Source organism: Bordetella ansorpii, from assembly GCF_900078315.1.
GTDB lineage: Bacteria > Pseudomonadota > Gammaproteobacteria > Burkholderiales > Burkholderiaceae_B > Bordetella > Bordetella ansorpii.
The window spans coordinates 319,060-341,260 of record NZ_FKBS01000025.1 but is presented as its reverse complement, the minus strand read 5'-3'; the positions used below and the strand labels follow the sequence as shown (position 1 = coordinate 341,260).

Genomic DNA, 22,201 nt, shown 5'->3' with positions numbered 1-22,201 from the left:
CCGCCTCGACAGGGGCTCCTGAAAACCCGCGCGCATGCTCAGCGCGGATACAGCGCGCCCAATACCCGTGCCGAGCGTGCACCCGTCACCGCCGGCACGCTGGCCGGCACGCGATCCACGTGCGCCTGCGCCAGCCAGGCAAAGGCCAGCGCTTCGACCCACTGCGCCGGCACGCCTTCGGTGTCGGTGGCGTGTACCGGACGCCGCAGGCAATCGGCCAGATCCTGCATCAAGCCGGTGTTGCGCGCGCCGCCGCCGCACACCAGCACGTCGCGGGCGTGCGGCAAGGTGCGTTCCAGTGCATCGGCCACTGTGCGGGCCGTCAGGCGTTGCAGCGTGGCCTGTACGTCGGCGGGTGCCAGGGCGGGGCCGCTGAAGGCATTCAGGCGCTGTGCCAGCCAGACGCTGTCGAACAGGTCGCGTCCGGTGGACTTGGGCGGGGGCAGCGCGAACCAGGGTTCGTCGGCGATCAGCAATTGAAGCAGGTCGGCGTTGACGTGTCCCGTGGCGGCCCAGCGGCCGTCATCGTCGTAAGGCTGGCCGGTGTGCTGGTGGCTCCAGAAGTCCAGCAGCATGTTGGCCGGACCGGTATCGAAGCCGCGCGGGGCGCTGCCGCCGTCCAGCAGCGTCAGGTTGGCGATGCCGCCCAGGTTGAGCACCGCGCGCGGCTGCGCGCCGCCGAACATCGCGGCATGAAAGGGGGGTACCAGCGGCGCACCCTGGCCGCCCGCGGCCACGTCGCGGCTGCGGAAATCGGCCACCACGTCGATGCCGCTCAGTTCGGCCAGCAGGGCGGGGTTGTTCAATTGCACGGTATAGCCCAGCTCGGGCCGGTGGCGCACGGTCTGGCCGTGCGCGCCGATGGCGGTGACGTCCGCCGTGCCGTGGCCCGATTGCGCCAGCAGCACGGTGACCGCCTCGGCATACAGCCGCGCCAGCGCGTTGCCGGCCAGGGCGGCGCGCGCCAGTTCGTCCTGGCCGGCGCGGTTCAGCGCCAGCAGTTCGTCGCGCAACGCCTCGGGCATGTCCAGGCTGGCGCTGGCCAACAAGCCGGGCCGAGCGCCCGCCTGCAGGCGCACCAGCACGCCGTCGACGCCATCGGTGCTGGTGCCCGACATCAGGCCGATGAAAAGACGGCCCGGGGCGTTGCCGTCCGGGCCGTCGGTGTGCGGGAGCATGGCCGCCGTCAGGATCAGCGCGACGCCAGGCTGGTGCTGCCTTCCGGCGCGGTCTTCTGCAGCGCGGTCAGCATCTCGATCTGCGCGCGGTAGGGCGCGACCGCCTGGGTGAACTGCTTGCGTTCGTCGCTTTCCAGCGTGCGGGCCACGGGCAGGTCGATGGCCAGCGGATCGACCGGCGTGTTGTCGACGCGGAATTCGTAGTGCAGGTGCGGGCCGGTGGCCCAGCCGGTGGAGCCGACGTAGCCGATCAACTGGCCCTGCGACACGTGCACGCCCTTCTTGATGCCCTTGGCCAGCGCGCTCTGGTGGCCGTACAGCGTGGAGTACTTGCCGTAGTGCTTGACGATGACCACGTTGCCGTAGCCGTTCTGCCAACCCGCGAACTCGACCACGCCATCGGCCGTGGTGTGGATCGGGGTGCCGGACGGGGCGGCGTAGTCGACGCCCTTGTGGCCGATCCAGCGCTTGTGGATCGGATGCATGCGCATGCCGAACGTGGAACTGATGCGGGTGAACTTCAGCGCGGTACGCAGGAAGGCGCCGCGCAGGTTGGTGCCTTCGAAGTCGTAGTAGGCGCCCGACTTGCCGTCCGGGTTGAACCACACGGCGTTGTAGGTCTTGGTGCCGTTGACGAACTCGACGGCCAGCAGGCGGCCGGCGCCGGCGTAGCGGCCATCGTGCGAACGGGTTTCGTACACCACGCGGAACTGGTCGCCCTGGCGCAGGTCGCGCAGGAAGTCGATCTTGGAGCCCAGGATCTCGGCCATCTGCAGCGTGATGGCATCGGGGATGCCGGCGGCGTCGGTGGCGCCGAACAGCGACGAGCGGATGGTGCCTACCGCCACGCGCGTCTGCAGGTGGGTGTCCTCGCTGACTTCACGGGCCTTGAAGCCGTCGTTGCCGTCGGCTTCCACGAACAGCATGCGCGTGGAGACCTGGCCGTCGTCTTCGGTGCCCGGCGTGTGGATGTAGCGCATCCACACCATGTTGCCTGCCTGGTCGACGGCGGCCTGCACGGCGCGGCCAGGGTACAGCTTGTAGATGCTGCGCGCGCTGGAATCGTGCGTGAGGAAGCTTTGCAGCTTGGGATTGTCGATTTCCAGGCGCTGGAGCACCGTGGCCAACGTGTCGCCGCGGCGGATGCGGGTTTCGTTGATGAAGGGGGCGTCGGTCTCGGCGCTGACCTGCATCTGCTCGGCTTCCAGCGGCATCGGGCTATCGACCAGGCGCGTCGGAGGCAGTTCGGTGTGGTCGGGCTGTTGCACCATGCCCAGCGCGGCGGCGCCGGCGAACAGGGCAATGGCGGAAACCAGCAGCGTGCGCCGTAGCAGAGCGCCACCGCGGGACAGGGTTTGCTTCGGGGGGGCGATCAGAGGGGCCACCTTGTGTATGACGCTGCGTACCAGGCTGTCCGACCCACGAATCATCGCGAAAGACCCTCCTGGCAGCATGAATTTCGGGTTGCAGCCGGCTTGGGCGCTGCCCGGTTCCGGCCAGGCCGGACGAGGGGCGCGCTCCATGTGGCGCAGTGGAAACAGCTATGGAAGTACTGCAGGACAACTGTCATATGACAGTTGCGTATGATTAGGGCAGTATGCTAGCGGATTCGAGAAGAATTTTCGACCGCTTTTTGTCGGATTTACACCTTTTTGCGCCTAGAACCGCGGTAAAAATTACAATGTCCCAGCCTGAAGCTCCCCTGTCCCCCGAAGTCGAAGAAGCCCTGCGCATCGCGCGCCGCGGCTGCGACGAACTGCTGGTCGAAGAAGAATTCGCCCGCAAGCTCGCCAAGAGCCAGCAAACCGGGGTGCCGCTGCGCATCAAGCTGGGCCTGGATCCCACTGCGCCCGACATCCACCTGGGCCACACGGTGGTGCTCAACAAGATGCGCCAGTTGCAGGACCTGGGCCACAACGTCATTTTCCTCATCGGCGACTTCACCGCCACCATCGGCGACCCCAGCGGCCGCAATTCGACCCGCCCGCCGCTCACGCGCGAGCAGATCGAAGCCAACGCGCAGACCTACTACGCGCAGGCCAGCATGGTGCTGGATCCGGCCCGTACCGAGATCCGCTACAACTCCGAGTGGTGCGACCAGTTGGGCGCGCGTGGCATCATCCAGCTGGCGTCACGCTACACCGTGGCCCGCATGATGGAGCGCGAGGATTTCACCAAGCGCTTCAAGGGCGGCGTGCCGATCTCGGTGCACGAATTCCTGTACCCGCTGCTGCAAGGCTACGATTCGGTCGCGCTGAAATCCGACCTGGAGCTGGGCGGCACCGACCAGAAGTTCAACCTGCTGGTGGGCCGCGAACTGCAGAAGGAGTACGGCCAGGCGCCGCAGTGCGTGCTGACCATGCCGCTGCTGGAAGGCCTGGACGGCGTCGAGAAGATGTCCAAGTCCAAGGGCAACTACATCGGCATCTCCGAGACGCCCGACTCCATGTTCGGCAAGCTGATGTCGATCTCCGACACGCTGATGTGGCGCTACTTCGAGCTGCTGTCGTTCCGCTCGCTGGACGACATCGCCGCGCTGCGCGCCGAAACCGAAAACGGCCGCAATCCGCGCGACGCCAAGGTCATGCTGGCCCAGGAAATCATCACCCGTTTCCACTCGAAGCAGGCGGCGGAAGATGCACTGGCCTCCTTCGAGGCCCGCTTCCGCGACGGCGCCATGCCCGAGGACATGCCCGAGGTGTCGGTGGACGGCGCGCCCATGGGCATCCTGCGCGTGCTGCGCGAGGCCGGCCTGGTGGCGTCCAGCTCCGAGGCGCAGCGCAACCTGGAACAGGGCGGCGTGCGCGTCGACGGCAGCCGGGTCGACGACAAGTCGTTGCAATTGGCGGCCGGCACTTATGTGCTGCAGGTCGGCAAGCGCAAGTTCGCCCGTGTTAACTTGGGTGCGTAGGAAGCGCCTACGGCATTTCTCCAGGAGCTAGACATGAAACTTTCGAGTCTTTCCTTCCAAGACAGCGAGTCCATCCCCGAGCGTTACGCCTTCGGGCGGATCGACACCCAGTCGCACGTGGCGCTGGCCGACAACCTGAACCCGCAGTTCTCCTGGGACGACGTGCCCACGGGCACCCAGTCGTTCGCCCTGATCGCCCACGATCCGGACGTGCCGTCCAAGCCCGACGACGTCAACCAGGAGGGGCGCACGGTGCCTGCCGACCTGCCGCGCGTCGACTTCTTCCATTGGGTGCTGGTCGACCTGCCGGCCGACCTGCGCGAGATCGACGAAGGGGCGTTCTCCAACGGCATCACCCCGCGCGGCAAGGGCGGCCCGCTGGCGCCGATGAACGCGCGCCAGGGCGTCAACAGCTACACGCAGTGGTTCGCGGCCGATCACGACATGAGCGGCGAATACTTCGGCTACGACGGTCCGTGCCCGCCCTGGAACGATGCCCTGGTGCACCGCTACACGTTCACGCTGTATGCGCTGGACAAGGCCTCGCTGGGCCTGCAGGGCAGCTTCACCGGCGAGGATGCGCTCAAGGCCATCCAGGGCCACGTGTTGGCCCAGGCGTCCATCACCGGCACCTACACGCTGAACCCCGATCTGGCGCCCAGGCAGATCGGCGCGACCAGCAGCACCTGATCCGCGCAGGGCCATTGCAGGCAGGAACGCCCTGCTTGCACACGCACCCCGGAAGCCGGATACCGATCCAGCCTCCGGGGTGTTTTTCATGGTGAGGCGGCATCGGGCTTGCGATCTGCGATCACGCCGTCAGTTGAACTTGACCAGATCCTTGAAGATCAGGTGGCCCCAACTGCCGCCGAGCGCATGCACAAGCAGTCCGCCTTCAGAAAGCCCGCCGAGCGGGATCGGTGCGAAGCCGAGGCTTTCCGCAAGCGTACCGACCTGCGCGGCGGCGTCTTCATTGTCGCTTGCCAGGAAAACGACTCTCTTGCCGCCGTGTACGGCCGGATCCTGGGCAAGTACGGCAGCGGCCAAGTGGTTGAAGCCCTTCACCAGCCTGGCTCCGGTGAACGCTTTCGCGACGACGGCGGAGGAGGGGAAGCCGTCCAGTTCCTCGGTCGACGCCAACGTGTTCATCGCGTCGACGATGATCTTGCCCTTCCAGGTCGGCAGTGCCTTCGCGACGGCTGAGTGCGACTCGAAGCGGACGGCCAGCAAGACGATGTCCGCTTTGACGGCTTGCGCCAAGGTCGTGGGAACGATCTCGGGTCCGATCGCGGCGGCATCGGATGCAAAGCGCTCCGGGTCGCGGGTGGTCGCCACGGACACTGCGATGCCGTTGCGGGCAAAGGCCTTGGCCAGGGCCTGGCCGATCTTGCCGAAGCCGATGATTGCGTAGTTCATAAGTTATTTCCTTGGATTCCTGGCGTGGCCAGACCCTGTATGCACAGCCGGATCAGCCGAATGACCGGCCCGGCGCGGTATGTCAGATTTGCGCCAGGCCGCCATCGACGGCGACCTCGCTGGCGGTCATGAAGCTGCTGTCGTGCGAAGCGAGAAAGGCCGCCGCCGCCGCGATTTCTGCTGGATCGGCCATGCGCTGAAGGGGATTCATCGAGGCAAAGACTTTCATGCCTTCCTCGCCCAGCGCTGCCTTCGCCAATTCGGTCGCTGTCGGTCCGGGCGACAGCACGTTTACCCGGATGCCGGTGCCTTTCAGATCCTCCGACCAGGTTCGAGCCAGGTTGCGCACGGCCGCCTTGCTGGCGCTGTAGGCGCTGAATGCCGGGGCACCCGTGGTGCCGGCGCTGGATCCCGTCAGGATGATCGAACCGCCTCGGCCCATCAGCGGCAGCGCTTTCTGGACTGTGAAGATCAACCCCTTCACATTGGTGTCGAAGGTCTCGTCGATGTGCTCGGCGGTGATCTCGCCCAGCCGAAGCGGGCTTCCCGCCGCGGCATTGGCGAAGACAATGTCGAGGGCTCCGCGGTGCGCCTTCACGGCGGTGTAGAGCCGGTCGAGATCGTCCGGATTCGAGACAGAGCCCTGCACCGCACGTGCATTGGGTCCCAGGTCGGCCACGGCGGCGTCGAGCGCTTCCTGCCGGCGGCCGAAGATGAAGACGAAAGCCCCTTCCTCGATGAAGCGTTTTGCCGTGGCAAGGCCGATGCCGGTGGCGCCGCCGGTGATGACGGCGGTCTTTCCATTCAGTCTGTTCATGTCAGCTATCCATTGGCTGGCGTCGCGCGGCAATAGAGGAATGCCGTCTGGCGCGTTATGATGTGGATCACCGATCCAGATGGGAAATATATGGATCACTGATCCATTTGTCAATCAGACCATGCGCGCCGACGCCCAGAAAAATCGCAGCCAGATCCTCACGTTTGCACGCGACGTCGTGGCCGAGCACGGCGCCGACGCGTCCATGCGCGACATCGCCCGCCGTGCCGGCGTTGGCCTGGCGACCCTGCTTCGCCATTTCCCGACGCGAGAGGCCTTATTCGAAGCGTTGCTGTGTACTCACCTGGATGCGCTGACGCGCAAGGCGGCCGAACTCGAGACATCGGCGTCGGCGGACCAGGCGCTTCTCACCTGGTTTCGGGAGTTGGTGGTGTTCACGCAAAGCTACCGGGGCGTGGTCGCCATGATGGCGGCCGCGCATACGGACACGGAGTCCGCCCTTTATGCGTCCTGCGCGGCGGTACATTCGGCAGGCGCTCGGCTCCTGCTTCGCGCTCAGGACAAGGGGACGGCGCGCGCAGACATGAATGGGGACGACTTGTTCGCCTTGATCACGGCGCTGGGGTGGGCGGTGGACCAACCCTCGTTCGCGCCGCGGGCGGATCATCTCGTTCACCTCATCACGAGCGCCATACTGGCAAGCGACGCCGCACCAAGAACAACCTGACGCGGCGCGGGCCGAGGCATCGGGCGGGATGCCGCCGCGTCACTGCGGATTGTTCGCCGACAGCCGCAGGTTCGTCTTCAGCATGTCGTATACGTGGCGCGTCAGCGGGTTGATCAGGTCGTGCCGGATCCACAGGAAGTAGTTCACGTCGGGCAGGGGCGGCAGGCCGTCCTTCTCGCCCAGCACGCGCAGGTCGGAACCCAGCATCTCCACGCTGCGCGCGGTGATGCCTAGGCGGGCGCGCAGCGCCGCCTTGATGCCCACCAGGTTGGGCGCCACGTAGTTGGTCTGCCAGGGTACCCGGTACTGCTCCAGCGCATTCAAGGCCAGGCGGCGGAAGATGCTGGGCTCGTCGGCCAGCACCAGCGGCACCGGCGCGCTGCTGTCGTGCACGTAGTCGGCCGAGCACAGCCACACGGTCGGCGAGGTGCGCAGCACCACGCCCTCGAAATCCTGGTCGAAGCGGGTGGACACGGTCAGGTCCAGGTCGCCGTTGCGCAGCGCCGTCATCAGGTTGGGGCTGCGGTCCACGCGGATCTCCAGCTTGATGCGCGGAAAGGTGCGGGCCACGTGCGTCAGCACGCTGGGCAGGATGCTGTCGGCCACGTCGTGCGGCGAGCCCAGGCGCAGTTCGCCTTCGAGCAGGCTGTCCTGCAGCGAGCGCAGGGCTTCATCGTTGATCGCCAGCATGTGGCGCGCGTAGGTGACGAGTTTCTCTCCATGGCTGGACAGTTGCTTGTGCCGGCCGCGCTTCTCGAACAGCGGCAGGTCGATCAGGCTTTCCAGCCGCTGCATCTGCTGGGTGATGGCCGATTGCGTCTTGTGCAGGCTCTGGGCCGCCGCCGAGAACGAATCGTGCTCGGCGATGGCGACCAGCGTGCGCAGCAGGTCCAGGTCCAGGTTGCGCATGGGCGATCCTCGATCAGTCGGTCTTGCGACAAGGGCCTGCCCGCACGGGATCGCTCTGCGGCGATCCCGTGCGGGCAGGCCCTGGAACATAGCGCAAGGGGGCGGGCCTGTACAGGGACGAGGCCCGCCAAGCCGCCTTCAATGGCGCCGCACGTCCTCCAGGAACTTGCAGGCCCGGGGATGCTTCGGTGCATTGAAGAACGCTTGCGGCGTGGTGTCCTCGAGAATGCTGCCCGCGTCCATGAACCAGATGCGGTCCGCCACTTCGCGCGCGAAGTCCATCTCGTGCGTCACCACGATCATCGTCATGCCTTCCGAGGCCAACTGCTTCATCACCGCCAGCACTTCCGAGACCATCTCGGGGTCCAGCGCGCTGGTGGGTTCGTCGAACAGGATGACGGGCGGGCGCTGCGCCAGCGCGCGGGCGATCGCGACGCGCTGCTGCTGGCCGCCCGACAGGTTGATGGGCATGGCGTCGATCTTGTGCGCCAGGCCCACCTTGGCCAGCAGCTCCTCGGCCAACTTGTTGGCCTGGTCGGCGCCGATGCCGAATACCTTGCGGGCCGACAGCGTCACGTTCTCGCGCACCGAATAATGCGGGAACAGGTTGAACTGCTGGAACACGAAACCGATCGAGGCGCGCAGCCTGTTCAGGTTCCGTTTCGGGTCGTAGATGCTGGCGCCGTCGATGGTGATGTCGCCCTTCTGGATGGTTTCCAGGCGGTTCAGCGTGCGGATCATCGTCGATTTGCCCGAGCCCGACGGGCCGCACACCACCAGCACCTCGCCTTTTTCGATACGGCCGTTGACGTCGTTCAGCGCGTGGTAGTCGCCGTACCATTTGTTGACGTGGTTCAGTTCGATCATGACGGTATTCCTCTTACGCCAGTCCCAGCCGGCGCTTCTGGATGCGGACCTCGACGAGCCGGGCCAGGCGCGACAGCGCCCAGCAGATCACGAAGTAGAAGCCCGCCAGGATGAGATAAGTCTGCAAGGCCGAGGTCAGTTCGATGCTGTTGACCTGCTGGCCCACGAAGGTCACTTCCTCGACGCCGATGATGTAGACGATGGAGGTTGCCTTGATGGTGGACACGAACTGGCTGACCAGCGACGGAATCATGTTCACCAGCGCCTGTGGCAGGATCACGTAGCGCATGCTGCGCCAGTACGACAGGCCCACGGAACGCGCCGCCTCGGTCTGGCCGCGCGGCAGGCCTTGCAGGCCGGCGCGCACGATCTCCGCCAGGAAGGCGCTTTCGTACAGCACGATCGCCACCAGCGCCGTCTTGAAGGCCGAGATCGTCATGCCCGTCACCAGCGGCACGGCGAAATAGGCCCAGAAAATGATCATGATCAGCGGCACGCCGCGGAACGCCGTCACCCAGCAGGTGGCCAGGACGCGCAGCGCGCGGATCTGGCCGGCCCGGGCGAAGCCCAGCAGCACGGCGATCGGAAACGCCAGCGCCAGGCCAAGCGCGGCCAGCACCAGCGTGGCCGCGAAGCCGCCCAGCGGCCCCTCGGGCCACGAGCCCACCAGGAACATCACGCCGTATTTGTGCAGGATCTCCAGCATGGCTTACCCCTTGTATGCCGAAGGAAAGGCGCGTTCGATACGGCTGCCCGCGAACATGATCACCAGCGAGCACAGCAGGTAGATCAGCGTCGTGACGGCGAAGATGTCGAACGTTCGGAAGGTCAGGTTGTCGATGTTCTTGGCCTCGTAGGTCAGCTCGGTCACGCCGATCACCATGGCCAGGCTCGTGTCCTTGAACAGGATCAGCGAGCGGTTGACCAGCGGCGGCACGGCGATGCGCAGCGCCTGGGGCAGGATCACATAGCGCATGGCCTGAAGAAAGCCCAGGCCGATGGAGCGGCCCGCTTCCACCTGCGCGGCCGGAATGGCCTTCAGGCCGGAACGCAGGTCTTCCGACATGTACGCGCTGACGTTCAGCGACAGGGCCACCACGGCGAACAGGATCTCGGTGTTGCCCGAGTTCACGTAGGCCTTGAGGCCCGCCGGCAGCACCTCGGGCATGCCGAAGTACCACACCATGATCTGCACCACGGTCGGCACGTTGCGGTGGTATTCCACGAACAGCGACATCACCGCGTCCAGCGGCTTGAAGGGAATCGCGCGCAGCAGCACGATGGCCAGGGCCACCGCCATGCCACAGCCCCAGGCCAGCGCGAACAGCAGGATGGTGGTCTGCAGGCCGTTCAGCAGCAGCGTGCCGTACTGCCCCTGCAGCAGGAATGAGATATCCAGATCCATAATGCGGCCGCGGCGGCGCTCGCGCGCCGCCGCGTCATCCTCAGTTGGCCTGTGCGACCGGTTCGACCTTGAACTGGCGGGTCAGCTTGTAGATGGAGTTCTTACCCAGCCACTTGGCGTAGATGCCGTCCAGCTCGCCATCCTTGTCCATCCTGGCGATGACCTTGTTGATGGCTTCCAGCAGTTCGGTGTTGCCCTTGGAGACCACCACGCCGATCCGCTCGGTGAACAGCGGCTCGTTGACCAGCACGGCGGCCGAGCCCGACTTGGCCGATTCGATTTCGAAGCGCTTGAGCGTCAGTTCGCCGGCCGAGATGCCGTCGACCTTGCCGTTCTGCAGGCCCAGGTAGCAGGTGGCCAGGTCCTGATAGGTCACGATCTGCGACTTGGCCAGCACGCGCGTGGCCAGCGCCGCCGAGGACGAGCCCTTGCTGGCGCAGATGCGCTTGCCTTCCAGCTTGGCCAGCGAGTCGATCCTGTCGTCGCGGCGCACCAGCACCTTGATGCTGCCTTGCAGGTACTGCACGCTGTAGTCCACCTGCGTGGCGCGTTCCGGCAGATAGGCCATCGAGCCGGCCACCACGTCCACGCGGCCCATCTTCAGCTCGGGGATGCGGGCTTCGGTGGACAGCGGCTTGTGCTCCAGCTCGACCCCCAGGCCGCGGGCCAGCGCCTGGCACACGTCCACGTCGTACCCGACGAACTTGCGCGTGGCGGGGTCCTGGAAGGCGTAGGGTTCGCTGGCGCTCTGGGTGCCGCAGATCAGCTTCTTGCTGCCTTCGATCTCTTTCAGGTCTCGCGCCTGGGCAGTCGAGGACAGGGCAAGCAGGGTCATGGCAACGGCGAGGAACGGCTTCATGGCTTTCTCCTTGGAATGTATTGATGGCGACGGCGGCGGGGGCACCCGCCGCCGTCGCCTCAGGGGGCGAAGCGGTACGAGGCGCGTTCGCGCTCGTCGATCTGGGTGACCAGATTGGTCTCCCATTCCAGGTACTTGATCGCCGCGGCCTTGTTGCCGCTGTGGCGGTCATGCACGAAGAAGAGGAAGTCGATGCAGTCCGCGTCCGGCGGCAAATCCGGCGTGGCTTCGCGCGGCAGGCCAGCGGCGGCCCATTGGGCGGCGCCTTCGGTCAGCAGCAGCGGTGCATGGCCGGCGGGCAGGTCGCGGGCATACAGTTCGGCCACGCGGGCGTCGTCGGCCACCAGCACCACCGAACGGCCGGCGGGGGCGGCGGCCTTGCCGCGAATGCTCCATTGCGCGCCGGCGATGTGGTTCTTGCGGTAGGCCATGCTGGGGCGCACGTCGATGAAGAGGGCGCCTTCGTCGTGCAGCTTCCGGGCCGCGGTGCTGTCGATGCGGGCCAGCGTGCCTGGTATTGGGATGGCGGCTGGGGGCGTGGCGTCCAGCGCGGTGGTTTCCAGCACATAGACCTCCCAGCCCAACTGGCGCATCCAGGTGGCGACGGTCGGGGCGCGCACGCCTTCGCCGTCCACCAGCACCAGCCGCGCACCGCGCGTGCCAGCGTACTGGTCGGTGGCCTGGATCAGCTGGCCGCCGGGGGCGTGCGCGGCGCCGGCATACGTGCCCGCGCGGTATTCCTCGGGTGTGCGCACGTCGAAGACGTAGGTGGTGCGCGACGTGTCGGCCTGCAAGGCCTGCAATTGCGTGGCCGATATCGTCTCGATGCCGAAGCGCGTGGCCAGGGCCTGGGCGCGCACGCGGGCCTTCTGGAGCGATTGCGGCGCGGTCTGCAGCGCATGGCGGCGGGCCTGGCCATGATCCAGCGCGTAGTCCTTCAGGTACCAGCCCTGCGTGCCGTTCTCCAGCGCGTAGACCGGGTTCTTCACGCCCAGGTTGATCAGCGTCTGCGCGCCGATGATGCTGCGGGTACGGCCCGCGCAGTTGATGACGATGGTGGTCGACTCGTCGGGCACCAGATCGTCCACGCGCAGGGCCAGCTCGCCATTGGGGCAGCAGGTGGCGGTGGGGATGCTCATCTTCTGGTATTCGGTGAACGGCCGGCCGTCCAGCACCACCAGGTTTTCGCCGGCCTGGATGCGGCGGTTCAGCTCGTCCGCGCCGATGGCGGGCGTGTGGAGTTCGTGTTCGGCCAGTTCGCCGAAGGTCTTGCTGGGCAGGTTCACGCCCGCGAATAGCTGGTAGCCCGCGGCCCTCCAGGCGGCCGCACCGCCCTCCAGCACCGTGACGTCTTCGTAACCTTGCGCGGCCAGCGCGGCGGCCGCCTTGCCGGCCGTGGCGTCGCCGTTGCCATCGTCATAGACGACGACGCGTGTCGTCTTGCGCGGCACCAGGCGGGCGGCGTCGAATTCGAGCTGGCTGTAGGGGGCATTGACGGCGTAGAACAGATGGGATTCGCCGTACAGGCCGTGCTCGCGCACGTCCAGCAGGGCGATCTCCTGGCCGTCGTGCAGCCAGTGCTTGAGCACGGCCGTAGGTGTGGCGGCGCCTTCGCGGGCGCGAATGGTCTGGGTCATTGCTGGTGGTGATACCAATGAGGGCGCGCCGGTGCCCCGGCGCGCGGGACTAGGAAAGATGTGCGTCGAAGGCCTGGCGCAGATCCGCGATGAGGTCGGCCGGGTCTTCCAGGCCGATGTGGAAACGGCACATGGGGCCGCGCCCTTCCCAGGACGACAGGCTGCGCGCCGAAGGCATGTTCATGGGCACGACCAGGCTTTCGAAGCCGCCCCACGACGCGCCGATGCCGAAATACCGCAGCGCGTCGATCATGGCTTCCATCTGGGCCGCCGCGATCGTCGGCGCGAACTCGACCGACACCAGGCCGTTGCTGCCCATGAAGTCGCGTTCGAAGATCTCGCGCTGCGAGCCCTCCGCGCTTTCCGCGCTGAACACGCGGGCGACGCGCGGATCCTGCCGCAGCCATTGCGACACGGCGCGCATGTGTTCCTGGTGCGCGCGCAGCCGCACGTGCAGCGTGCGCATGCCGCGCAGCATCAGGTAGGCGTCGTCGGCGCCGACCGTCTGGCCATAGTTGACCTGGGCGGTCTCCATGTTCGGCCACACGTCCTGCGTGGTGACCACGGTGCCCATCATCACGTCGGCATGGCCGCTCAGGTACTTGGTGGCCGCCATGATGGAGATGTCCGCGCCGAGCTCCAGCGGCCGGTGCAGGATGCCCGAGCCCCAGGTGTTGTCCACGGCCAGCAGGCAGCCATGCTGTTTCGCCAGCGCCGAGACCGCGCGCAGGTCCATCAGCTCGTAGATCAGCGAACTGGGGTTCTCCGCATAGATCATGGCCGTGTTCGGCTGGATCTTTTCGGCCAGGTCGGAGCCGTCGGGTTTGTAGAAACTGTGGGTGATGCCCAGGCGCGACAGGCTCTGCGCGCACAACGCGCGCGCCGGCTCGTAGACCCCGTCGGTGATCAGCACGTGGTCGCCCGACTTCAGGTAGGCCAGGAACACCATCGCGATGGCGGCCAGGCCCGTGGGGAACACCTTGGCGCGGTAGCCACCCTCCAGCAGCACCAGCGCGTCTTCCAGCGCATACGTGCTGTCGGTGCCGCGGGCGCCGTACGAGGCCACGCGTTCCTGGGCGCGGCGCTGGCGGGTTTCGCGCCATTGCGCCACGCTGTCGAATACATACGTGCTGGCGCGGGTGACGGGCGTGTTCACCCATCCCTGGTGCGGACGCCCCGAGTGCAGCAGGGCGGTCGAAAAGGCGCTGTCGGGCGCGTGCATGTCCTTGGGCATCGCGGGCCTCACTTGCGGGTCTGCACGCCGATGGCCATGACCTGACAGGTTCCCCGCTCCATGTCGAAGGCCATGCGGCGGTCCAGCGTCTCCAGGGCGCGGCCGTACATGTGCAGGTGGCGGATCACGTCCTGGCCCTCGATGTGCACGGCGTGGATGTCGTCGGGCATCAGCGCGATGCCGGTGCCGGGTTCGACCACCACGGTGCCGCTCTTTTCGATGGCGGCGCGGCCGGGCACGCTGCCGTCGTCCGTGCGGTCATAGGTGTAGTTCAGTTCCACGCCTTCGACCGCGGCGATGCAGGCCCAGGTGGTGTGGTCGTGCGGCACGATCTTCTTGCCGGGGCGCATCACGTTCAGGTACAGCGCGTACGACTTGTCCGCGTCTTCCTGGATCAGGTAGCGGGCCTGCAGCTCGCCCTGCTCGGGCGCCGGGTACAGGCCGGCGTTCCACCATTCCTTGTGCGAAGCCAGGCCCACCAGCTTGTCCAGGGTCTTGGCCAGGGTGGCGCGGTTCTCGCCCTCGCTGTTGAACAGCCCCTTGATTTCGGCAATGGCGGCGCTGATCTGCGCGGAACCGGGGTTGGCTTGCTGCGACATCTGGAAAGCTCCTTTGGATATTGGGGGAAAAGCTCGACAGGCGCCCACAGTAAAGAGCGCAGCGGTGCAGTTCCAATTAATGTTGGATGTAAATACATAAGCAACACTAATACTTTGGCGTGTTTCATAGACGACGCGAGGCGCGGTCCGGCAGGTTGCGGCAGCGCGGCTAAGGGAAAATCCTAGGCGTTCGGAACGATGTTTTTTGGGGGCTCCGGACTTGTATGAGCCCCGTTCAAGGCCGACATGAACCCGCCTTGCGCAATGGTGCGAATCACGCAACGGTTGCCGATAAAGCGTGCAGGGGATCAGGGTTTCCGAGCAGAACCTGCCCAGGGGCGCGGTAAACTAGCCGTCATCCGAGCGTCACGCAGCATCCCTTACCCATCCAGGAACCTCCCATGTTCGACCGCAACCTCAGCCTCTCCCAGGTAGATCCCGACGTCTGGGCCGCCATCCAGAAGGAAGACGTCCGCCAGGAACAGCACATCGAGCTGATCGCCTCCGAGAACTACGCCAGCCCCGCCGTCATGCAGGCCCAGGGCACGCAGTTGACCAACAAGTACGCCGAAGGCTATCCGGGCAAGCGCTACTACGGCGGCTGCGAATACGTGGACGTGGTCGAGCAACTGGCCATCGACCGCCTGAAGGAACTGTTCGGCGCCGAAGCCGCCAACGTGCAGCCGAACTCGGGCTCGCAGGCAAACCAGGGCGTGTACAACGCCATCCTGAAGCCGGGCGACACCGTGCTGGGCATGAGCCTGGCCGAAGGCGGCCACCTCACGCACGGCGCCTCGGTCAACCAGTCGGGCAAGCTGTACAACTTCCTGCCCTACGGGCTGGACGAGAACGAAGTCCTGAACTACGCCCAGGTCGAGCAACTGGCCCGCGAACACAAGCCCAAGCTGATCGTGGCCGGCGCCTCCGCCTACGCCCTGCACATCGACTTCGAGCGCATGGCCCGCATCGCCCGCGAAAACGGCGCGCTGTTCATGGTCGACATCGCCCACTACGCCGGCCTGGTGGCGGGCGGGCAATACCCCAACCCGGTGCCGCACGCCGACTTCGTCACGTCCACCACGCACAAGTCGCTGCGCGGCCCGCGCGGCGGCGTCATCATGATGAAGGCCGAGTTCGAGAAGGCCGTCAATTCGGCCATCTTCCCGGGCATCCAGGGCGGTCCGCTGATGCACGTCATCGCCGCCAAGGCCGTGGCCTTCAAGGAAGCGCTGTCGCCCGAGTTCAAGGGCTATGCCCAACAGGTCGTCAAGAACGCCCAGGTGTTGGCCGACACGCTGATCAAGCGCGGCCTGCGCATCGTTTCCGGCCGCACCGAAAGCCACGTCATGCTGGTCGACCTGCGTCCCAAGGGCATCACCGGCAAGGAAGCCGAAGCGGTGCTGGGCCAGGCTCACATCACGGTCAACAAGAACGCCATCCCCAACGATCCGGAAAAGCCCTTCGTCACCAGCGGCATCCGCGTGGGTACGCCCGCCATGACCACCCGCGGCTTCAAGGAAGCCGAGGCCGAGCTCACCGGCAACCTGATCGCCGACGTGCTGGACAACCCGCGCGACGAAGCCAACATCGCCGCCGTGCGCGCCCGCGTCAACGAACTGACCAAGCGCCTGCCCGTCTACGGCAACTGAGAACGCCGCAAGCGGCCCATGCGGCCGCTTCGCTGTTCCGCGCCATCCCGGACGCCGCCGGCCCGGCCCTGTTGCATAACAGGGCCGGGCCGGCGGCGTTTCGTATCCTCGGGGTGCCTGTCCCCATTACAATAAGGCTTCACTTGCCTACGGGAGTACGCATGAGATGCCCTTTCTGCGGCAATGCCGATACCCAGGTGGTCGACAGCCGGGTATCGGAGGAAGGCGACACGATCCGCCGCCGTCGCCGCTGCCTGTCCTGTGACAAGCGTTTCACCACCTACGAGCGCGTCGAGCTGGCCATGCCGTCCGTGGTCAAGCGCAACGGCAGCCGTACCGACTACGACACCGCCAAGTTGCGCGGCAGCCTGTCGCTGGCGCTGCGCAAGCGTCCGGTCAGCACGGCCGAAGTCGATGGCGCCGTGGCGCGCATCGAAGACGTGCTGCTGGCCAGCGGCGTGCGGGAAGTGCCCAGTGAACGCATCGGCGAGTTGGTCATGGCCGAGCTGAAGAAGCTCGACAAAGTCGCCTACGTGCGTTTCGCCTCGGTCTACAAGAGCTTCGAGGACATCGGCGAATTCGTCGAGGCCATTCGCGAAATGAGCGGCCCCAAGCTGCCGAACAAGTTGCGCAAGGGGTAGCGCGGCCAGGCCCCGCGCTGGCAGGGCCGGGACGCTTGCCCACCCCGCGTGGGGCTCGCCATGCGATGGCGAGTCACCCCGCGTCCGCCGGGTCTGCCTTGCCGGGCGCGTCATCGAAGCGGTCCAGCAGCCGCGCCAGCAGCGGCCGGATGCCGCGCAATTCTTCCAGGTGCGCCACCGACAGGTCTTCAAGCAGACTTTCGGCGTGCGCCGTCAGCACCACCTGCACCCGCCGGCCATCGGCCGGATCGGGCAGGCGCCGCGCCAGGTCCATGCGGACCAGCCGCGTCACCAGTTCGGCCGCCGTGTGCGGCTTGATCATCAGCCGTTCGGCAATCTCCCCGATGTACAGACCGTCGCGTCCTGGCGTGCCCTTGATGGCCAGCAGGGCCTGGTGCTGCTGCGGCGCCAGGCCCATCTCGGCAGCGGCGCTTTCGCTGAAGGAAATGAACTCGCGCAGCGCACGCCGGAACTGCGCCAGCAGCTCGTAATCCGAGGACGACAGGCGCGGGGCGTGGGGGGCGGGAGGAAGGCGGGAGGAAGGCACTGGCCGATTCTAATATACATCGTGATACGATATATATTTTCAAAGCCGTCATTCCGATGGCCCGGCCTCCCTGTTCTTTTCTATGAAATCCTCTGCTTCCATCCCGGCGCCGCATATCCGGCTGGGCGACTTCACGGCCGACCGACGCGTGCTGCTGCTCATGGGCCTGGCGATTCCCGTCGGCGTGGCCGGCGTGGGCGCCGCCTGGGGCCTGCTGCGCCTGATCGCCCTATGTACCAACCTGGCCTATTACGGCCGCCTGTCGCTGGACGACCTGCCGATCGACGGCAGTCCCTGGGGCGTGTGGACCGTGGCGGTGCCCGTCATCGGGTGTCTCCTCATCGGCCTGATGGCGCGCTATGGCTCCGAGAAGATCCGCGGCCACGGCATACCCGAGGCGATGGAGGCCATCCTGATCGGCCGCAGCCGGATCCAGCCCAAGGTGGCCGTGCTCAAGCCGCTGTCGTCGGCGGTGTCCATCGGCACGGGCGGTCCGTTCGGCGCGGAAGGTCCCATCATCATGACGGGCGGGGCCATCGGCTCGCTGCTGGGCCAGCTCGTGCACGTCAGCGCCAACGAGCGCAAGGCCCTGCTGGTGGCGGGCGCCGCGGCCGGCATGACGGCCGTGTTCGCCACGCCGATCGCCGCCACCCTGCTGGCCGTCGAACTGCTGCTGTTCGAATGGAAACCGCGCAGTTTCCTGCCGGTGGCCGTGGCGGCGGTGACGGCGGCGGCCTGCCGGCCGCTGCTGCTCGACGGCGCGCCGATCTTCGCCTATCAGGGCGTCGTGGCGTTCGGCGCCGCGCAGGCGCTGGGTTGCGTGGCGCTGGGCGTGCTGGCCGGCCTGGGTTCGGGCGTGCTGACCGCGATGGTCTACGCGGCCGAAGACGCTTTCGCGCGCCTGCCCATCCACTGGATGTGGTGGCCCGCGCTGGGCGGACTGGCCATCGGCGTGGGCGGCCTGATCGAGCCCGCCGCGCTGGGCGTGGGCTACGACAACATCCGCCATCTGTTGTCCGGCGACATGGTGCTGACCGCCGTGCTGCTGCTGCTGGTGGTCAAGGCCGTCATCTGGTCGGTGTCGCTCGGGTCGGGCACCTCGGGCGGCGTGCTGGCGCCGCTGCTGATCTTCGGCGGTGCGTTGGGCGCGTTGGCCACGCCGCTGTTGCCGGCGGCCGATCCGGGCTTCTGGGCCCTGGTCGGCATGGCGGCGATGATGGGCGGCACGATGCGCGCGCCGCTGACCGCCACGCTGTTCGTCGTCGAACTCACCGGCAACTTCAGCGTGATGCTGCCGGTGCTGGCCGCCTGCATGTGCGCCTATGGCGTCACCGTGCTGCTGCTCAAGCGCTCCATCCTGACCGAGAAGATCGCGCGCCGCGGCCATCACGTATCGCGGGAGTATCATGTCGACCCGTTCGACCTGGCCCGTGTCGGCAGTCTCATGACCACCGATGTGCACACCTTGCCGGACACCCTGACCGTGGCGCAGGCCGTCGATCACTTCACTACCCTCGAACGCCGCCACACCAGCTATCCCGTGGTCGACGCGCGGGGCGTGGTGGTGGGCGAGCTGACGCGCGCGGACAGCCTGGCATGGACCGTCGACGGTGTTGACGGCAACCTGACACTGGCCGATGTACTGGCGGGCCGTGAACTTTTCACGGGCCATCCGGACGAACTAGCCAGCCAACTTGCGGATCGCATGGCCCTGTCGGGCGTCGGCCGCGTGCCCATCGTGGCACGCGAAGACGGACGGCTGCTGGGCCTGGTGGGCCGTAAAGACCTGCTGCGGCTGCGCGCGCTGCGCCTGGCCGACGAGCACGAACGGGTGGCCTGCCTGCGCTGGCGTGCGGGCGGGTGACGCGATTGGCAGTCCCGAAGAATACGCAGCATCCACAACGATATGTCCTTCAAAAAAACCATCGTGGCGTCGACCGGCGCCATTGCCATCCTGGCCGCATTGAGCGGCGCGCCCGCGCAGGCCGTCACGCCGCCATCGCCCCCGGCAACCGCCCCCGCGTCCAGCGGCATGGGCGTGTTGTCGCAGCAAGTGCCGGTGCTCACGGCCAAGGCCTGGCTGCTGCTGGACGCCACCAGTGGCCAGGTACTGGGCGAGCAGAATGCCGACATGCGCATCGAGCCCGCCTCGCTGACCAAGATCATGACGGCGTACCTGGTGTTCCAGGCGCTGCAGAACAGGCAGATCACGCTGGACCAGCAGGTGCTGGTGTCCGAGCGCGCCTGGAAGGTAGCGGCGGACAGCTCGAAGATGTTCATCGAGCCCAATACCCGCGTGTCCGTCGACGATCTGATCTCGGGCCTCTTGATCCAGTCCGGCAACGACGCCGCCATCGCGCTGGCCGAGGCCGTGTCGGGTTCGGTCGAGGCCTTCGTGACGCGCATGAACCAGCAGGCCGAGGCGCTCGGCCTGCACAACACGCATTTCGCCAGCCCGCACGGCCTGCCCAGCCCGGACACGTACACCACGGCGCGCGAGATCGGCCTGCTGGCCGCGCGGCTGCAGCGCGACTTCCCGCAGTCGCGCAAGTACGACGTCACCAAGCAGTTCACTTACAACAAGATCACGCAGTCCAACCGCAATCGCCTGCTGTGGCTGGATCCGTCGGTCGACGGCCTGAAGACCGGCCACACCAGCTCGGCCGGCTATTGCATCGTCAATTCGGCCCAGCGGCCGGCCAACGGCCTGCAGCGCCGCCTGATCTCGGTCATCATCGGCACGTCCTCCGACAAGCTGCGCACCCAGGAAAGCCGCACGCTGCTGGAATGGGGCTTCCGCGCCTTCGATACCGTGCGCCTGTACGCCAAGGGCGAGTCCGCGGGCAGCGCGCAGGTCTGGAAGGGCGATCTCGATGCCGTCAAGACTGGCTACGCCAATGACGTTTTCCTGACGGTGCCGATGGGTTCGAAGATCGAACGCCAGGAACAACCGTCGGACACGCTGATCGCGCCCCTGGACCAGGGCCAACGCGTGGGCATGGTCCAGGTGACGGTGGACGGCAAGCCGGCGGTGCAGGTGCCGGTGGTGGCGCTGGAACCCGTGGCGCAGGCGGGCATCGCCGGGCGCGCGTGGGATACCGTGCGGTTGTGGATGCGCTGATCCGCGGCCCTCTTGCCTGGATCGTTCCGTCAGCCGGAGGCCCCACGCAACGCGCTGGGCGATCCCGGCGCATGCCGGCGCCACACGCGCCGCAGATGGTGCGCCGATCCGAATCCCGTGCGTTCGGCCACCCGTTCCAGGTCCAGCCGCGTCTCGCGGATCAATTCACTGGCCAGCGCCAGGCGGATGCGATAGACGTATTCCATGGGCGTGCAGCCCGCGTGTTCCGCGAACAGGCGGTTCAGGTGCCGGGCGCTGGTGTGGGCCTGTTCGGCCAGCAGGCCGGCCGACCAGTCGGCCGTGGGCGCGCGCAGGACGGCGTCCTGCACGCGATGCACGCCCGGATGCAGATGATTGCGCCCGTCCAGCCAGGGCGACAGTGCAGGGTCGTTGCCCGCGCGGCGCAGGTACACCACCATGTCGCGCGCCGTGGCTGCCGCCGTCTGCGGGCCGCATTCACGCGCCACCAGATGCAACGCCAGATCGATGCCCGCCGTGATGCCCGCGCTGGTCAGCATCGGGCCGTCTTCCACGAAGATGCGGTTGTCGTGCACGCGCGCGGTGGGCGCCAGGCGGGCCAGCGCATCCAGGCAGGCGTGGTGGCTGGTGCATTCGCGGCCATGCAGCAGGCCGGCCGAGGCCGCCACCAGCGCGCCGGCGCAGACCGACATCAGCGTGAAGCCATCAGCGGGTTGGCGCCGGGCCAGCCAGTGCACGACGCGGCTGACGGCAGGCGACAGCCAGTCGGGGCTGGCGCCCACCATGCCCGAAAGCACCACCAGCGCGTTGGCGGGCAGACGGTCCGGCAGCGGTTCCAGGCCGCCCAGGCGCAATCCGGCCAGACCGCTTTCCACATCGGGTTCCGGTCCGCAGTAATGCACGTCGAAGCTGCCGGGCGCGAATTTGTTCGCTGCCCGGAAAGCCTCGGCCGGCCCCGCCACGTCCAGCAGCACGATGCGGGGCGCCACCACGAAATAGACCGGAACCATGCGGATCAGGCCAGCGCGTCGGCGGCCGGCACCACATCGGCGAAACGGCCCTGCAGCACCAGCGCGGTGTGCTCGCGGATCTCCTGCGGCGAATAGCGCTTGCCCGACGCGCTCTGCATGGTGAACGTCAGCGTGGCGTCCAGCGCGTAGCGCACCTTGAAACCCTCGTCCGAGGCATGCCGCGCGGTGGTTTCGCAGCACTGCTCGGTGCGCAGGCCGCTGATGGCGACGGCTTCGATCGCATTGGCCTTCAGCCAGTCGTGCAGCGTGCCGCCGGCCTCGTCCCGGGCGTACAGCGACGAATGCACCGTCTTGCGGAATACGGCGGTGGGCGAGATGCGCAGTTCGCGCAGGGTGGCGACGTGGCCGGAAGCGGGCGAAAACGGGTTGGCGGGATCGTCGCTGTTGGCCTGATGGAACACCTGCAGCACGGCGATGCCGCGCGCGGCGGCGGCGTCGATCAGCGCCTGCTGGGCGCGAACATATGCCGGATACTCGGCATCGTCCCAAAACGGACGCTGGCGAAAGGATTCCTGCGCGTCGATCACGATCAAGGCTTGTTTCATGGCTATCCTGGAGAAAATGGTGTTGAACGAAGGGAACGACGCCATTGTCCGTCCGCACAGGATACCTCCGCGAGATCGCCCTCGGACCATCACCGGACCGATTCGGACATTCCCCCATGCCCGGGATGGGAAGGACGGGCCGGCGCTCTTGGCAGGCATACAATCGTA

Annotated in this window: 22 protein-coding genes; 7 read left to right on the top strand and 15 right to left on the bottom strand. The window is 66.9% G+C overall.

The features are described 5' to 3' along the window. Nucleotides 1-38: 38 nt before the first annotated feature. Together A7W11_RS19180 and A7W11_RS19175 are read right to left on the bottom strand one after the other, a co-directional pair. Nucleotides 39-1,178, bottom strand: a complete 1,140-nt coding sequence (locus A7W11_RS19180) for an anhydro-N-acetylmuramic acid kinase (RefSeq protein ID WP_066417306.1) — start codon at nt 1,176-1,178, stop codon at nt 39-41. Nucleotides 1,179-1,192: 14 nt separating this feature from the next. Continuing rightward, nucleotides 1,193-2,608: a M23 family metallopeptidase gene (locus tag A7W11_RS19175; protein WP_066417304.1), complete on the bottom strand. Its 1,416-nt coding sequence runs from the start codon at nt 2,606-2,608 to the stop codon at nt 1,193-1,195. Between the two features lie 251 nt (nt 2,609-2,859). Between A7W11_RS19175 and tyrS the strand changes: the two genes are divergently transcribed. Both tyrS and A7W11_RS19165 read left to right on the top strand, forming a co-directional pair. Further along, nucleotides 2,860-4,089: a tyrosine--tRNA ligase gene (gene tyrS, locus A7W11_RS19170; protein ID WP_066417301.1), complete on the top strand. Its 1,230-nt coding sequence runs from the start codon at nt 2,860-2,862 to the stop codon at nt 4,087-4,089. A 33-nt stretch (nt 4,090-4,122) separates the two neighbouring features. After that, nucleotides 4,123-4,779, top strand: coding sequence for a YbhB/YbcL family Raf kinase inhibitor-like protein (locus tag A7W11_RS19165; protein WP_066417297.1), 657 nt, complete (start codon nt 4,123-4,125; stop codon nt 4,777-4,779). 129 nt (nt 4,780-4,908) lie between these two features. Here the strand turns inward: A7W11_RS19165 and A7W11_RS19160 are convergent, their stop codons facing one another. Together A7W11_RS19160 and A7W11_RS19155 are read right to left on the bottom strand one after the other, a co-directional pair. Beyond that, nucleotides 4,909-5,505 (bottom strand): NADPH-dependent F420 reductase, encoded by a 597-nt coding sequence (locus A7W11_RS19160; RefSeq protein ID WP_066417286.1) that lies wholly within the window; start codon nt 5,503-5,505, stop codon nt 4,909-4,911. Nucleotides 5,506-5,587: 82 nt separating this feature from the next. Next, entirely contained in the window at nt 5,588-6,322 is a 735-nt protein-coding gene (locus A7W11_RS19155) for an SDR family NAD(P)-dependent oxidoreductase (RefSeq protein ID WP_066417284.1), read from the bottom strand. A 121-nt stretch (nt 6,323-6,443) separates the two neighbouring features. Between A7W11_RS19155 and A7W11_RS19150 the strand changes: the two genes are divergently transcribed. After that, on the top strand, nt 6,444-7,010 hold the full coding sequence (locus tag A7W11_RS19150) for a TetR/AcrR family transcriptional regulator (RefSeq protein ID WP_066417282.1): 567 nt from the start codon (nt 6,444-6,446) through the stop codon (nt 7,008-7,010). Nucleotides 7,011-7,049: 39 nt separating this feature from the next. Here the strand turns inward: A7W11_RS19150 and A7W11_RS19145 are convergent, their stop codons facing one another. The 8 genes from A7W11_RS19145 to A7W11_RS19110 form a co-directional block, all read right to left on the bottom strand. Then, nucleotides 7,050-7,919, bottom strand: coding sequence for a LysR substrate-binding domain-containing protein (locus A7W11_RS19145; protein ID WP_066417277.1), 870 nt, complete (start codon nt 7,917-7,919; stop codon nt 7,050-7,052). 138 nt (nt 7,920-8,057) lie between these two features. Next, nucleotides 8,058-8,786, bottom strand: coding sequence for an amino acid ABC transporter ATP-binding protein (locus tag A7W11_RS19140; RefSeq protein WP_066417276.1), 729 nt, complete (start codon nt 8,784-8,786; stop codon nt 8,058-8,060). Between the two features lie 13 nt (nt 8,787-8,799). Then, the gene (locus A7W11_RS19135) at nt 8,800-9,492 is read right to left on the bottom strand and encodes an amino acid ABC transporter permease (RefSeq protein WP_066417273.1); all 693 of its coding nucleotides are present in this window, start codon (nt 9,490-9,492) and stop codon (nt 8,800-8,802) included. Between the two features lie 3 nt (nt 9,493-9,495). After that, entirely contained in the window at nt 9,496-10,191 is a 696-nt protein-coding gene (locus A7W11_RS19130; RefSeq protein WP_156523165.1) for an amino acid ABC transporter permease, read from the bottom strand. 40 nt (nt 10,192-10,231) lie between these two features. Then, the gene (locus tag A7W11_RS19125) at nt 10,232-11,050 is read right to left on the bottom strand and encodes a transporter substrate-binding domain-containing protein (protein ID WP_066417271.1); all 819 of its coding nucleotides are present in this window, start codon (nt 11,048-11,050) and stop codon (nt 10,232-10,234) included. Between the two features lie 59 nt (nt 11,051-11,109). Beyond that, entirely contained in the window at nt 11,110-12,687 is a 1,578-nt protein-coding gene (locus tag A7W11_RS19120; protein ID WP_066417266.1) for a rhodanese-like domain-containing protein, read from the bottom strand. A gap of 49 nt (nt 12,688-12,736) precedes the next feature. Continuing rightward, a complete protein-coding gene (gene metC / locus A7W11_RS19115) occupies nt 12,737-13,921 on the bottom strand; it encodes a cystathionine beta-lyase (RefSeq protein WP_235816923.1) in 1,185 nt (394 codons plus the stop codon). Between the two features lie 8 nt (nt 13,922-13,929). Continuing rightward, nucleotides 13,930-14,520, bottom strand: coding sequence for a cysteine dioxygenase family protein (locus A7W11_RS19110; protein ID WP_066417255.1), 591 nt, complete (start codon nt 14,518-14,520; stop codon nt 13,930-13,932). Nucleotides 14,521-14,921: 401 nt separating this feature from the next. Between A7W11_RS19110 and glyA the strand changes: the two genes are divergently transcribed. Both glyA and nrdR read left to right on the top strand, forming a co-directional pair. Next, nucleotides 14,922-16,169, top strand: coding sequence for a serine hydroxymethyltransferase (glyA, locus tag A7W11_RS19105; protein WP_066417253.1), 1,248 nt, complete (start codon nt 14,922-14,924; stop codon nt 16,167-16,169). Nucleotides 16,170-16,330: 161 nt separating this feature from the next. Then, nucleotides 16,331-16,810 (top strand): transcriptional regulator NrdR, encoded by a 480-nt coding sequence (gene nrdR / locus A7W11_RS19100; protein ID WP_066417250.1) that lies wholly within the window; start codon nt 16,331-16,333, stop codon nt 16,808-16,810. A gap of 73 nt (nt 16,811-16,883) precedes the next feature. Here the strand turns inward: nrdR and A7W11_RS19095 are convergent, their stop codons facing one another. Further along, nucleotides 16,884-17,357 carry a MarR family winged helix-turn-helix transcriptional regulator gene (locus A7W11_RS19095; protein WP_066417248.1) on the bottom strand — a complete coding sequence of 158 codons (474 nt, stop codon included), beginning with the start codon at nt 17,355-17,357 and terminating at the stop codon, nt 16,884-16,886. Between the two features lie 82 nt (nt 17,358-17,439). Between A7W11_RS19095 and A7W11_RS19090 the strand changes: the two genes are divergently transcribed. Together A7W11_RS19090 and A7W11_RS19085 are read left to right on the top strand one after the other, a co-directional pair. After that, nucleotides 17,440-19,221 (top strand): chloride channel protein, encoded by a 1,782-nt coding sequence (locus A7W11_RS19090; RefSeq protein WP_066417247.1) that lies wholly within the window; start codon nt 17,440-17,442, stop codon nt 19,219-19,221. Nucleotides 19,222-19,263: 42 nt separating this feature from the next. Further along, nucleotides 19,264-20,478: a D-alanyl-D-alanine carboxypeptidase family protein gene (locus A7W11_RS19085; RefSeq protein ID WP_082887371.1), complete on the top strand. Its 1,215-nt coding sequence runs from the start codon at nt 19,264-19,266 to the stop codon at nt 20,476-20,478. A 29-nt stretch (nt 20,479-20,507) separates the two neighbouring features. Here the strand turns inward: A7W11_RS19085 and A7W11_RS19080 are convergent, their stop codons facing one another. Together A7W11_RS19080 and A7W11_RS19075 are read right to left on the bottom strand one after the other, a co-directional pair. After that, nucleotides 20,508-21,467 (bottom strand): GlxA family transcriptional regulator, encoded by a 960-nt coding sequence (locus A7W11_RS19080; RefSeq protein ID WP_066417244.1) that lies wholly within the window; start codon nt 21,465-21,467, stop codon nt 20,508-20,510. Between the two features lie 5 nt (nt 21,468-21,472). After that, nucleotides 21,473-22,033, bottom strand: coding sequence for a cysteine hydrolase family protein (locus A7W11_RS19075; RefSeq protein WP_066417243.1), 561 nt, complete (start codon nt 22,031-22,033; stop codon nt 21,473-21,475). Nucleotides 22,034-22,201: the final 168 nt, after the last annotated feature.